The sequence below is a fragment of the Tsuneonella mangrovi genome (assembly GCF_002269345.1).
GTDB classification, from domain to species: domain Bacteria; phylum Pseudomonadota; class Alphaproteobacteria; order Sphingomonadales; family Sphingomonadaceae; genus Tsuneonella; species Tsuneonella mangrovi.
The window spans coordinates 1,473,311-1,485,092 of the sequence record NZ_CP022889.1; the positions used below are offsets into that span (position 1 = coordinate 1,473,311).

Below are 11,782 nucleotides of genomic sequence, written 5' to 3' on the forward strand. Positions count from 1 at the left end.
ATCATTACTCCGCCGCAATGGCCGTCATGCCGTCGTCGTCCTCGTCCTCGCCGAGCGAGGAGAGTTCGACGTTGAGGCCGAGGCTGCGCATTTCCTTCACGAGCACGTTGAAGCTCTCCGGGATGCCGGCCTCGAAGGTGTCGTCGCCCTTGACGATCGCTTCGTAGACCTTCTGCCGGCCGACCACGTCGTCCGACTTCACGGTGAGCATTTCCTGCAGCGTGTAGGCGGCGCCGTAGGCCTGGAGCGCCCAGACCTCCATTTCGCCGAAGCGCTGGCCGCCGAACTGCGCCTTGCCGCCCAGCGGCTGCTGGGTGACGAGGCTGTACGGCCCGATCGAACGCGCGTGGATCTTGTCGTCGACGAGGTGGTGGAGCTTCAGCATGTAGATGTAGCCCACGGTCACCTTGCGGTCGAATGCCTCGCCGGTGCGGCCGTCGAACAGCGTGACCTGGCCTGAAGTGGGCAGGTTGGCCTTCTCAAGCATCGCCGACACGTCGCCTTCGCGCGCGCCGTCGAACACCGGGGTCCCGAACGGCACGCCGTTCTTGAGGTAGCCCGCCATCTCGACGATCTCTTCGGCCGAACGGCTGTCGATGTCGGCATGATACTGCTCGCCGTAGACGTCCTTCAGCTTCTCCACGACCGCGGTCGGCGCCTTGGCCGCCGTTGGATCGGGGTTGGCTTCGCGCCATTCATCGAGCGCCGCAGTGATCTGCTGACCGAGCCCGCGCGCGGCCATGCCGAGGTGGGTTTCGAAGATCTGCCCGACGTTCATGCGCGACGGCACGCCCAGTGGGTTGAGCACGATGTCGACCGGGGTGCCGTCCTCGAGGAACGGCATGTCCTCGGCGGGCAGGATCCGGCTGATGACGCCCTTGTTCCCGTGGCGGCCGGCCATCTTGTCGCCCGGCTGCAGCTTGCGCTTCACCGCGACGAACACCTTGACCATCTTGAGCACGCCCGGTGCCAGTTCGTCGCCCCGCTCGAGCTTCTCGCGGCGGTCTTCGAACTTTTCCTCGATGCCCTTCACGGCTTCATCGTACTGGGCCTTGATCGCTTCGAGCTGGCTCTGGCGGCCATCATCCGCAACCGCGAACTTGAACCATTCGAACCGGTCCACGCTCTCGAGCAACTCGTCGGTGATCTTGGTGCCCTTCTTGACGCCCTTGGGCGCGGCCGAAGCGGTCTGGCCGACCAGCATGTCCTTCAGGCGATTATAGGTCGCCCGGTTGAGGATCGCGCGTTCGTCCTGGCTGTCCTTGCGCAGGCGCTCGATTTCCTCGTTCTGGATCGCGCGGGTACGGTCGTCGACCTCGATGCCGTGGCGGTTGAACACCCGCACATCGACGATCGTGCCGCTGGTGCCCGGCGGCAGGCGGAGCGAGGTATCGCGCACGTCGCTGGCCTTTTCGCCGAAGATCGCGCGCAGCAGCTTCTCTTCCGGGGTCATCGGCGATTCACCCTTGGGGGTGATCTTGCCGACCAGGATATCGCCCGGGTGCACTTCGGCACCGATGTAGACGATGCCCGCCTCGTCGAGGTTGCGCAGCGCTTCCTCGCCGACGTTGGGAATGTCGCGGGTGATGTCTTCCGGCCCGAGCTTGGTGTCGCGGGCCATGACTTCGAATTCCTCGATATGGATCGAGGTGAACACGTCGTCCTTGACGATGCGTTCGGAGATCAGGATCGAGTCCTCGTAGTTGTAGCCGTTCCACGGCATGAACGCGACGAGGCTGTTGCGACCCAGCGCCAGTTCGCCGAGCTCGGTCGAGGGACCATCAGCGATGATGTCGCCGGCTTCGACCGTGTCGCCCACCTTCACCAGCGGGCGCTGGTTGATGCAGGTCGACTGGTTCGAACGCTCGAACTTCTGTAAGCGGTAGATATCGACGCCCGACTGGCCGGGTTCGACATCGCCGATCGCGCGGATCACGATGCGGGTCGCGTCGACCTGGTCGACCACGCCGCCGCGATTGGCGGTGATCGCCGCGCCCGAATCGCGGGCCACGGTCTCTTCCATGCCGGTTCCCACGAACGGCGCTTCGGCGCGAACCAGCGGCACCGCCTGGCGCTGCATGTTCGAACCCATCAGGGCGCGGTTCGCGTCGTCGTTCTCGAGGAACGGGATCAGCGAGGCTGCGACCGAAACCAGCTGCTTGGGGCTGACGTCCATCAGCGTGATCTGCTCGCGCGGGAGCATCACGAATTCGCCGCTTTCACGCGCCGAAATCAGCTCTTCCACGAAGCTGCCATCGGCGTTGGTTTCGGCAGACGCCTGCGCAACCGCGTGCTTCTGCTCTTCCATCGCCGAGAGGTAGACGACCTCGCCGGTCACCTTGCCGTCGATCACCTTGCGGTACGGCGTTTCGATGAAACCGTACTTGTTGACGCGGGCGAAAGTGCTGAGCGAGTTGATCAGGCCAATGTTCGGGCCTTCCGGCGTTTCGATCGGACAGATGCGGCCGTAGTGCGTCGGGTGAACGTCGCGGACTTCGAAGCCCGCACGCTCGCGGGTGAGGCCGCCCGGGCCGAGCGCCGACACGCGGCGCTTGTGGGTGACTTCCGACAGCGGGTTGGTCTGGTCCATGAACTGCGACAGCTGGCTGGAGCCGAAGAACTCGCGCACCGCAGCCACGGCGGGCTTGGCGTTGATCAGGTCGTTCGGCATCACGGTCGACACGTCGACCGAGCTCATGCGCTCCTTCACCGCGCGTTCCATGCGCAGCAGGCCGACGCGGTACTGGTTTTCCAGCAGTTCGCCGACCGAGCGGACACGGCGGTTACCGAGGTTGTCGATGTCGTCGACTTCGCCCTTGCCGTCCTTCAGGCCGACCAGTTCCTTGACCACTGCAAGGATATCTTCCTTGCGCAGCGTGGTCACGGTGTCTTCGGCGTCGAGGCCGAGGCGCATGTTGAGCTTCACGCGGCCGACGGCGGATAGGTCGTAGCGTTCGCCGTCGAAGAACAGGCCTTCGAACAGCGCTTCGGCGGTTTCCTTGGTCGGCGGCTCGCCCGGGCGCATCACCTTGTAGATCGCCTCGAGGCCTTCGTCGCGATTCTCGGCCTTGTCGACCTTGAGCGTGTTGCGGATCCACGGGCCGGTGTTGACGTCGTCGATGTCGAGCAGGACCAGCCGGTCGATGCCTGCGGCATCGAGCTTCTCTAGGTTCTCGGCATCGACTTCGTCGCCCGCTTCGATCCAGATGCGACCGGTCGATTCGTCGATCATGTCCTGCGAGGCAAAGCGGCCGAAGATTTCCTCGGTCGGGATCAGCAGGTCCTTGAGACCGTCCTTGGCTGCCTTGTTGGCCGCGCGCGGGCTGATCTTCTGGCCGGCCGGGAACACTTCCTCACCGGTCTTGGCATCGACCAGCGCGAAGGCCGGCTTCTGCCCGCGCCAGGCGTCGGCGACGAACGGGATCTTCCACCCGTCCTTGGCGCGTTCCCAGACTACCTTGTCGTAGAAGAAGTCGAGGATGCCTTCGCTGTCGAGGCCCAGCGCGTAGAGCAACGCAGTGACCGGCAGCTTGCGCTTGCGGTCGATACGGACGTTGACGATGTCCTTGGCGTCGAACTCGAAATCGAGCCAGCTGCCGCGGTAGGGGATCACCCGTGCGGCGAACAGCAGCTTGCCCGAAGAGTGGGTCTTGCCGCGGTCATGGTCGAACAGCACACCCGGCGAACGGTGCATCTGGCTGACGATGACACGCTCGGTGCCGTTGATGATGAAGGTGCCGTTCTCGGTCATGAGCGGCATGTCGCCCATGTAGACGTCCTGCTCCTTGATATCGAGGACCGAGCGGGTCTCGGTCTCGGTATCGACCTCGAACACGATCAGGCGCAGCGTCACCTTCATCGGGGCGGCGTAGGTGATGCCGCGCTGGCGGCATTCGGTGGTGTCGTACTTCGGCGGTTCAAGCTCGTAGTGCACGAAGTCGAGCTCGGCGGTGCCGGCGAAATCACGGATCGGGAACACCGAGCGCAGGGTCTTCTCGAGGCCGGAAACATACCCCGTCGACTTGTCCGAGCGGAGGAACTGTTCGTAGCTCTCGCGCTGGACCTCGATCAGGTTCGGCATCTGCACGACTTCGTGGATGTCGCCGAAGATCTTGCGGATGCGGCGCTTGGAGGTGCCGGTCTGCTTGCGGGCGGTCTTGGCCGGAGCCTTTGCCGCCGCCTGCTTCTTGGTGGTCGCCATAGGGGAATATTCGCCTTCGATTTGTGCCGCCTCCCCGAAAGGTGCGGCCGGATTGTCACTTCGCCTGCACGAGGAAGCAGCCAACCGGGACGCACGAAACCCGCAGCAAACGGCGCACTCCATCCCGGAGCGCTGCTGCAGGTCGTCGAAACGTCGCGATTATGGCTGTCGCCGCTTCCATCCTTGCCGGGCCTTCGCGCACAGGCCCCGCTTGCTCGAAGCGGTCGGTGTGAGCGCCATGTAGGAATCGTCCGCGCGCGAGTCAAGCGCTGCGTCCGGTTCGAATCGGGTGCAATCCGAGACAGCCGCATCCCACTCTCGCCGCGCGAGCGCCCGGCTCGATCAGAATTTCCGTTTTTCGATCAGCATCATATCGTTTTTCAATATTATTGATTGACAATATGGCCGACTCGGATTATTGAATATCGATATCAAGCTTATTGGAGAACGGAAAAATGACCCTCAAGACCAACCTTTTCGCAGCGGTGATCGCCATCGCGATGACCGCCCTGACCTTCCAGCAGCTGATCACGATCCCGGCCAGCGTGTCTGCCCCGGTGGTCACTCACCAGCTGCTCGCCTGAGCCACCCAGAAGGAGTGCATTCGATGAGCACCATTACCTCCGACCCGCTGCTCGCCGTGGCCAAGGGAATCCTCTATTTCATCCTTGGCGCGATCGGCATTGCCGGCGCCGGGGTCGCGATAGCCATCCCCGCCCTCGCGATCTTCAACGGCAAGGCTATTGCCCAGCTGACGCAGGCAGGCGCCCCCGGCTACACCGTCTGGCTTATCATGGCGCTACTCGCGATCGTCGTCGGCGTGCTCTATCTCGCATGGCGGTTCTTCGTGCACATGCTTCGCATCGTAAGGAGCGTCGAGGAAGGCGATCCGTTCGTCCCCGCCAATGCGGACCGGCTGACGTCGATGGCGTGGATCATGCTCGCCATCAATGTGGTCTCGATCCCGGTGGCGGCGCTCGGAGCCTATATCGCCAAGCTGGCCCATGACGCGTCGGTCAACATCGACGTCGGTGTCGGCGGCGGAGGTATCGTGCTGATCCTGACCCTGTTCGTGCTCGCCCGGGTGTTCCGCAAGGGCACCGAAATGCGCGCCGACCTGGAAGGAACGGTGTGATGGGCAACGAAACCGAAGGAAACAGGATCATGGTCAAACTCGACGACCTGCTGCACGAACGCCGCATGACCCTCACCGAACTGGCCGAGCGGGTGGGCCTCACCCTAGCCAACCTCTCGATCCTCAAGACCGGCAAGGCCAAGGCGATCCGCTTCTCTACCCTCGAGGCGATCTGCCGCGAACTGGAGTGCCAGCCGGGCGACCTGCTGGGGTACAACCCCGACTGAGGCTCTTCTTGACTTGCAGGCCAGAATCGCTAGAGGCCCGCCACTGACCGGCGGGCCTCGTGCCATTCGGTCGTCCGTCCGAGACAGTTGCTGGCCGGGATCTGCCCGACCTTAATTTGCAGCCTAGGCGGGGAACAGAGATTTACCGGGCGGTGCCGCAAGGCTCGCCCTTCGCGCTATCGGCGCACCTCCTTCCCTTGTCGATGGACTCGCCCGCTCGCGGATTTCCGTGGCGGACACGCATGAGCCGGTCGCGCGGCATTAGTCACGCGACCATAGTGAAGGAGTAAGGCATGGATCGTTCGCAAAAAGCCGACGCGGTCGCATCGCTGAACGAAGTCTTCAACGAGGTCGGCGTGGTGGTTGTCACCCGCAACCTCGGCATGACGGTGGGCCAGTCCACCGACCTGCGTGAGAAGATTCGTGACGCCGGTGCGTCGTACAAGGTCGCGAAGAACCGTCTCGCCAAGCTCGCCCTCAAGGGCACTCCCTACGAAGGGCTGGAAGAGTACCTCTCCGGCCCGACGGCGCTCGCCTGGTCGACCGACCCGGTGGCGGCAGCCAAGGCTGCGGTGGAGTACGCCAAGACCAACGACAAGCTTGAAATCGTCGGTGGTTCCATGGGTGGGCAGTTGCTCGACGAAGCCGGGGTCAAGGCGCTCGCCTCGATGCCCTCGCTCGACGAGCTGCGCGGCAAGCTGGTCGGTCTCATCAACGCCCCGGCGACCAAGATCGCCCAGGTCGTCAATGCACCGGCCGCCAAGCTCGCCCGCGTCTTCGGTGCCTATGGCGCCAAGGAAGCGGCGTAAGCGGTTTTCGTACTTTCGAACCAGACATCTGGGGCCACAAGGCCCCGCCACAATTTGGAGTAACCAATCATGGCCGATATCGCCAAGCTTGTTGAAGAACTGTCGAAGCTGACCGTCCTGGAAGCCGCTGAGCTTGCCAAGGCGCTCGAAGAAGAGTGGGGCGTTTCCGCTGCCGCTGCTGTTGCCGTTGCCGGCCCTGCCGGTGGTGGCGATGCTGCTGCCCCGGTCGAAGAGAAGGACGAATTCGACGTCATTCTCACCGGCGACGGTGGCAAGAAGATCCAGGTGATCAAGGAAGTCCGCGCCATCACCGGCCTGGGCCTGACCGAAGCCAAGGGTCTCGTCGAAGGCGCGCCGAAGCCGATCAAGGAAGGCGTGAACAAGGCGGAAGCCGAAGAGATCAAGGGCAAGATCGAAGCTGCCGGCGGTACCGTCGAGCTGAAGTAATCGATCTTCTCGATTTCGAGATCGCGAAGGGCGGTGCCGCAAGGTGCCGCCCTTTTCCTATCCGCCGCGGTGTTCAGGAGTCCCGGTTCGCCAGTCGCTGCTGCTGGCGGATCACCATCTCGCGCGCTGCACGGTAATCCCCTGCCTCAAGCTGCGCGTCGAGCCGTTCGGCATCGGTCTGGCGGTATTGATGCTCGGCTTCGTCGATGTTCTGCTGGCTGTCGCCGAGCGCATCGAGCGCGGCGCGGGCCATTGCGACTGCCGATTCCATCAATTCGCGCACGGCATAGTCGTGTGGCGCATCGCGCAAGTCGATCAACGTGCGCCGGTCGTACGCGCGCACGAACACCCGTGCTTGCGGGAACGCCTCGTGCACCGCTTCGAGCACACCCGCATCGAGTTGCTTTCCGTCGAGGCAGAAGCAGATGATCGTCGCTTCGCCGGCCCCGGCCTGTCGCAACAGGTCGATCCGTGTTCCGTCGCCGAAATAGACCTTTGAACCGAACTCGCCCGCAACGTCGATCATCTCGGTATCGGTGTCGATCAGCGTGACCGGGATGTCGCTGGCGATCAGCATCTGCGCCACGGTCTGTCCGAACCGGCCATAGCCGATCACCAGTGCGGTCGCGCCATCGGCGCGTGGCCCTTCACGCTCTTCCGTGCTGGCGGACGTACGACGCAGCGGCGCAGTGATCATCATGAGGAACGGCGTGGTCGCCATCGACAAGGTGACGACTGCGCCGAACAGGCTGGCCGCCTGCGGCTCGATCAGCAAGCCGTTTTGCGCCTGCGCGAACAGCACGAACCCGAATTCACCCCCCTGGCTCAGCAGCAGGCCAAGTGCGAGCGCGCTTCGCCACGGCATCTTCATGGCGAGACCGAGCCCGCCGATCACGATTGCCTTGGTCGCGATCAGCGCCAGCGCCATGCCGATCACGAACAGCGGCCGCTCTGCAATCGCCGAAAGATCGAGCATCATCCCGACCGAGAGGAAAAACAGCCCCAGCAGGATCGAGCGGAACGGCTCGATGTCGCTCTCCAACTCGTGGCGATAGGGCGTATCGGCCAGCATCACCCCGGCGATGAACGCCCCGAGCGCGGTCGACAGACCGAGTACTTCCATCAGCGCAGCGGATGCAATCACCGTGAACAACGCCGCGACTATGAACATCTCGCGTTCGCCGATCGAACCGATCAGGCGGAACAGCGGACGGATCAGAAAGCGGCCCGCTGCGATCAGTCCGGCAATCGCCGCGATCGTCATCAGCGCCAGCTGCCAGCCGGGAGGTCCTTCTTGCGAAGCCGGATTGCGGCTTAGCGCTGCGATCACCGTGATCAGCGGGATGATCGACAGGTCCTGGAACAGGAGGACCGAAAACGCGCGCTCGCCGAAGGGGGTCCTAAGACGCCCCGCCGATTGCAGCATCGGCAGGACCTGCGCGGTCGAACTGAGCGCCAGCGGCAGGCCCAGCGCCAGCGCTGCAGCCCATGTAAACGGAGTCGCCAGCCCGATGACAACGGTCAGTGCCAAACCGCACAGGACAACTTGCGCCAAGCCCAGTCCGAAAATTTCCCGCCTCAGCCGCATAAGCCGCGCAGGTGCCAACTCGAGCCCGACGACGAACAGCAGCAGCGTGATGCCGAAATCGGCAAACTGGATCTTGGTCTCGGCCCCACCGGCGAGCGCCAGCACTTGCGGGCCGACGACCGCCCCGGCCACGAGGTATCCCAGTGTCGCGCCAAGCCCGAGGCGGCGGAACAGCAGCACGAAGCCGAGCGCAAAGCCCAGCAGGACTAAGCCCTCGTACAGGTAGCCTGCCCCTCCCCCCTCGTGCATCGGCTCAGGTCACAGCGTCTTGAGGTAGTCGATGATCTGCTGGCGCTGAGCGGCGTTTTTCACGCCATAGAAGCTCATCTTGGTACCCGGCACGACCGTCATCGGGCTTTCGAGGAACTTGTCGAGCGAGGCATCGTCCCAGGTCAGGCCCGACTTCTTCATTGCATCGCTGAACCGGAAACCGGCGACTTCGCCCGCCTTTGTCCCGTAAATCCCTGCAAGTGACGGGCCGATCAACGTCTGGCCGGGCTTGGTCGAATGGCACGCTCGGCACTGCACGAATGCAGCCGGTGGTTTCCCGCCCGCGGCCACGGGATCGACCATCGCCGGCGGATCGGCGGTTGCAGCGGCGGGAGTAACCTCGGCGGCAGCCGTCGCCCCTGAATCGACCGACGCGGCGGAAACGGTCGAAGCGGCTGGCGCAGCGGAAGCTTCACCGGTGGCAGCGGTGGCTGTGTCGCTTGGAGACTTACCGCAAGCGGCCAGTGCAAGCGTAATGGCCAGGACTGAAAGGGTGGAGCGAATTCGGAGCATGGCAAGTTGTCCTTCGATCGTCGGGCTATGGTTGCCCCCCTTGCGCCCTCTCATACGCCGCCAGCCGAGCGCGTCAAAGGTGCAAGTTGAGCCGCAATCCGATCGTGTCGATGCCTGGGTTCTGCTCGCTATTGAACAGCCGCGCGTTCGAAATATGCACCCAGCTCGCCTCCACGGTCAGCCGCGGTGCAATGCGCGTACCGACAGCGATCTCGGGTTCGAACAGCACCCGGCTGCCGAGGTCGGTGCGATACCCGGTCGCCATGTCGACGCGGTACCCGGGCGCATCGTGGACCACCAGTCCGACGCCGGGGCGCACATAGATCAGGCCGACAGGAATCTTGCGGCTCACCCCGACACCGCCGAAATCGGTATTGCCGTCGAGGTTGACCGAACCGAATACATAGGGCTCGATCCGGAGCGGGCCGAGCACAGGGTCGAACCGGTAACCGAACTGTAGATCGGTCCCGCCTTCACCGGTTTCGAGCGTGAACGGGGTATCGACCGCGTGGGCGTAGACCCCGCCGTACACCTCCCCGGCGTGAGCCGGTGCGGCAAGGGGGACGAGGGCGAAAATCGCAGCTGCGGCAGCAATACAGGTCCTGATCATGCCGCAATCCTGCCTGTGACATGCTTGCCGCAAGCTTAAGCGATTCTTTCCGGCCGATCCGCTCCGCGCTTTCCCGGCGTGTCCGGCGCGCGTATCCGGGCCGGCTTTATGTCGCACACAGGAACCCTTGAGCGCTCTGGCGCATGGCGCAGCGAGATCGCTGCCACGCTGACGCTCGCCTGGCCTCTGGCGGCGGCGAACCTGCTGCAGATGCTGGTCTACGCGGTCGACGTGATCTTCGTCGCGCGGCTGGGCGAGCTGTCGCTCGGCGCGACCAGCCTGTCGATCGCGCTGTTCGGCACGGTCGCGTGGGCGCTGTCGGGGCTCACCGCGATGGTTTCGGCACTCATCGCCGCTGCGATCGGGCGCGGCACCGGGATCGTGCGCGAAGTGCGCCGCGCGACCCGCATGGCGCTCTGGCTAGCGGTCATGTTCGGCCTTGCGGTCACTGCGATGTGCCAGTTCGCCGAGCCGATCATGCTCGCCGCCGATCAGGAGCCGGAGATCGCCCGGCTGGCAGGCACTTTCCTGCCGCTGCTCGGCTGGGCTGCGGTGCCGATCCTGATCTCGAACGTCCTGCGCAGCTACGTCGCTGCGCTCGGCCGGCCGATCTTCGCCACGGTAATCATCGCGGGTGCGGTGCTGGTCGCCGTGCTCGGCAACTACACGTTCGTGTTCGGCCACTTCGGAGCGCCAGCGATGGGCATCCGCGGGTCGGCGCTAGCAGGCGTGATCACTTCGAGTTGTACTGCGCTGGCCTACGTGGTCGCAGTCCAGTCCGACCGGCGGCTTGCCCGGTTCCACATTTTCGGCCGGTTGTGGAGCCCCGACTGGCATTATTTCCGCACGCTGCTGATCCTCGGCGCGCCGGTGTTCGGCACGGTGCTCGCCGAAGCGGCGCTGTTCAACGGCGCGGCGTTCATGATGGGACTGATCGGCCCGGCAGAGCTTGCCGGACACACGATCGCGCTGCAGATCGCTGCTTTCGCGTTCCAGGTGCCGTTCGGCGTCGGGCAGGCGGCGACGATCCGCGTGGGCTACTATTACGGAGCGGGCGACCACGAGGGGATCCGCCGCGCAGGGACCAGCGCGATGCTGATCGGCGGCGGATTCATGACGATCACTGCATCTGCCATGCTGTTCGCGCCGCACACCCTCCTGCGGCTCTATATCGATCCCTATGCTCCCGCGAACCTCGCGATGGCGGCGTTCGCGGTACGCTTCATGACGGTCGCCGCCGGCTTCCAGCTGTTCGACGGGATGCAGGCAGTGACCGGCGGAGCGCTGCGCGGCTTGCAGGATACCCGGGTGCCGATGGCGATCGCGCTGATCGGATACTGGGTGCCGGGCCTCGGCGCGATGGTCTGGCTGGGATTCTATACGCCGCTTGCCGGGACCGGGATCTGGCTCGGCCTGCTGGTCGGGCTGGTGGCGGTTGCCGGATCGCTGTTCTTCCGCTGGACCCGGCGCGCCCGTTTCGGACTCCTGCCAAGGCGCGATACGGCGTAAAATTTCTTGCTCGCGCGGCCTTGACGGCCACCTGAACGCTGCACATATGCGCCCCGCTGGCACTCTCCATGCGGGAGTGCCAATCGCGATCATTTTACTCACGAGAGAGGTCACAGACATGGCATTCCGTCCGTTGCACGACCGCGTTCTTGTCCGGCGCATCGAAGCCGATTCCAAGACCGCCGGCGGCATCATCATTCCCGACAGCGCACAGGAAAAGCCGAGCGAGGGCGAAATCGTCGCCGTCGGTTCGGGCGCCCGCGCCGAAGATGGCAAGGTCACTCCGCTCGACGTCAAGGCGGGCGACCGCGTGCTCTTCGGCAAGTGGTCCGGCACCGAAGTCAAGATCGACGGCGAAGACCTGCTGATCATGAAGGAAAGCGACATCATGGGAGTGATTGGCTGAAGGCCGATCACGCACACCCCTGCGAAAGCAGGGGTCTCGTGCCGCTGAATTGAACATTCGAGGGGTC

11 protein-coding genes are annotated in these 11,782 nt (G+C 64.3%); 7 read left to right on the forward strand and 4 right to left on the reverse strand.

The window, feature by feature from the left end; genetic code table 11:
* Window positions 1–4: 4 nt before the first annotated feature.
* The gene (rpoB, locus tag CJO11_RS07185) at window positions 5–4,201 is read right to left on the reverse strand and encodes a DNA-directed RNA polymerase subunit beta (RefSeq protein ID WP_095012101.1); all 4,197 of its coding nucleotides are present in this window, start codon (window positions 4,199–4,201) and stop codon (window positions 5–7) included.
* Window positions 4,202–4,656: 455 nt separating this feature from the next.
* Between rpoB and CJO11_RS13440 the strand changes: the two genes are divergently transcribed.
* The 5 genes from CJO11_RS13440 (at window position 4,657) to rplL (ending at window position 6,819) form a co-directional block, all read left to right on the forward strand.
* The gene (locus CJO11_RS13440; RefSeq protein ID WP_276270512.1) at window positions 4,657–4,785 is read left to right on the forward strand and encodes a hypothetical protein; all 129 of its coding nucleotides are present in this window, start codon (window positions 4,657–4,659) and stop codon (window positions 4,783–4,785) included.
* Between the two features lie 23 nt (window positions 4,786–4,808).
* Complete coding sequence (locus tag CJO11_RS07190; RefSeq protein ID WP_095012102.1) at window positions 4,809–5,336, forward strand: DUF2975 domain-containing protein; 528 nt, start codon at window positions 4,809–4,811, stop codon at window positions 5,334–5,336.
* Window positions 5,336–5,563, forward strand: a complete 228-nt coding sequence (locus CJO11_RS07195; RefSeq protein ID WP_095012103.1) for a helix-turn-helix domain-containing protein — start codon at window positions 5,336–5,338, stop codon at window positions 5,561–5,563. The genes CJO11_RS07190 and CJO11_RS07195 overlap by 1 nt, the downstream gene beginning before the upstream one ends.
* Window positions 5,564–5,856: 293 nt before the next feature.
* Window positions 5,857–6,372, forward strand: a complete 516-nt coding sequence (rplJ, locus tag CJO11_RS07200) for a 50S ribosomal protein L10 (RefSeq protein ID WP_095012104.1) — start codon at window positions 5,857–5,859, stop codon at window positions 6,370–6,372.
* A gap of 69 nt (window positions 6,373–6,441) precedes the next feature.
* On the forward strand, window positions 6,442–6,819 hold the full coding sequence (rplL, locus tag CJO11_RS07205) for a 50S ribosomal protein L7/L12 (protein WP_095012105.1): 378 nt from the start codon (window positions 6,442–6,444) through the stop codon (window positions 6,817–6,819).
* Between the two features lie 73 nt (window positions 6,820–6,892).
* Here the strand turns inward: rplL and CJO11_RS07210 are convergent, their stop codons facing one another.
* The 3 genes from CJO11_RS07210 to CJO11_RS07220 all read right to left on the reverse strand — a co-directional run bounded on the left by CJO11_RS07210 (window position 6,893) and on the right by CJO11_RS07220 (window position 9,800).
* Window positions 6,893–8,656 (reverse strand): cation:proton antiporter domain-containing protein, encoded by a 1,764-nt coding sequence (locus tag CJO11_RS07210; RefSeq protein ID WP_095012106.1) that lies wholly within the window; start codon window positions 8,654–8,656, stop codon window positions 6,893–6,895.
* Between the two features lie 9 nt (window positions 8,657–8,665).
* Window positions 8,666–9,190 carry a c-type cytochrome gene (locus tag CJO11_RS07215; protein WP_095013273.1) on the reverse strand — a complete coding sequence of 175 codons (525 nt, stop codon included), beginning with the start codon at window positions 9,188–9,190 and terminating at the stop codon, window positions 8,666–8,668.
* Between the two features lie 73 nt (window positions 9,191–9,263).
* On the reverse strand, window positions 9,264–9,800 hold the full coding sequence (locus tag CJO11_RS07220) for an acyloxyacyl hydrolase (protein ID WP_095012107.1): 537 nt from the start codon (window positions 9,798–9,800) through the stop codon (window positions 9,264–9,266).
* Window positions 9,801–9,908: 108 nt separating this feature from the next.
* Here CJO11_RS07220 and CJO11_RS07225 point away from each other — a divergent pair, with 108 nt between their 5' ends.
* Window positions 9,909–11,309 (forward strand): MATE family efflux transporter, encoded by a 1,401-nt coding sequence (locus CJO11_RS07225; RefSeq protein WP_095012108.1) that lies wholly within the window; start codon window positions 9,909–9,911, stop codon window positions 11,307–11,309.
* Between the two features lie 118 nt (window positions 11,310–11,427).
* Window positions 11,428–11,715 (forward strand): co-chaperone GroES, encoded by a 288-nt coding sequence (gene groES, locus CJO11_RS07230; protein WP_095012109.1) that lies wholly within the window; start codon window positions 11,428–11,430, stop codon window positions 11,713–11,715.
* The last annotated feature ends 67 nt before the right edge of the window (window positions 11,716–11,782 follow it).

What these genes read in the sequence shown, in the direction of transcription:
- CJO11_RS13440 (WP_276270512.1), top strand. Translation starts at nt 4,657, where the DNA reads ATGACCCTCAAGACCAACCTTTTCGCAGCGGTGATCGCCATCGCGATG.
- rplJ (WP_095012104.1), top strand. Translation starts at nt 5,857, where the DNA reads ATGGATCGTTCGCAAAAAGCCGACGCGGTCGCATCGCTGAACGAAGTC.
- CJO11_RS07190 (WP_095012102.1), top strand. Translation starts at nt 4,809, where the DNA reads ATGAGCACCATTACCTCCGACCCGCTGCTCGCCGTGGCCAAGGGAATC.
- CJO11_RS07220 (WP_095012107.1), bottom strand. Translation starts at nt 9,800, where the DNA reads ATGATCAGGACCTGTATTGCTGCCGCAGCTGCGATTTTCGCCCTCGTC.
- rpoB (WP_095012101.1), bottom strand. Translation starts at nt 4,201, where the DNA reads ATGGCGACCACCAAGAAGCAGGCGGCGGCAAAGGCTCCGGCCAAGACC.
- CJO11_RS07225 (WP_095012108.1), top strand. Translation starts at nt 9,909, where the DNA reads ATGTCGCACACAGGAACCCTTGAGCGCTCTGGCGCATGGCGCAGCGAG.
- CJO11_RS07195 (WP_095012103.1), top strand. Translation starts at nt 5,336, where the DNA reads ATGGGCAACGAAACCGAAGGAAACAGGATCATGGTCAAACTCGACGAC.
- rplL (WP_095012105.1), top strand. Translation starts at nt 6,442, where the DNA reads ATGGCCGATATCGCCAAGCTTGTTGAAGAACTGTCGAAGCTGACCGTC.
- CJO11_RS07215 (WP_095013273.1), bottom strand. Translation starts at nt 9,190, where the DNA reads ATGCTCCGAATTCGCTCCACCCTTTCAGTCCTGGCCATTACGCTTGCA.
- CJO11_RS07210 (WP_095012106.1), bottom strand. Translation starts at nt 8,656, where the DNA reads ATGCACGAGGGGGGAGGGGCAGGCTACCTGTACGAGGGCTTAGTCCTG.
- groES (WP_095012109.1), top strand. Translation starts at nt 11,428, where the DNA reads ATGGCATTCCGTCCGTTGCACGACCGCGTTCTTGTCCGGCGCATCGAA.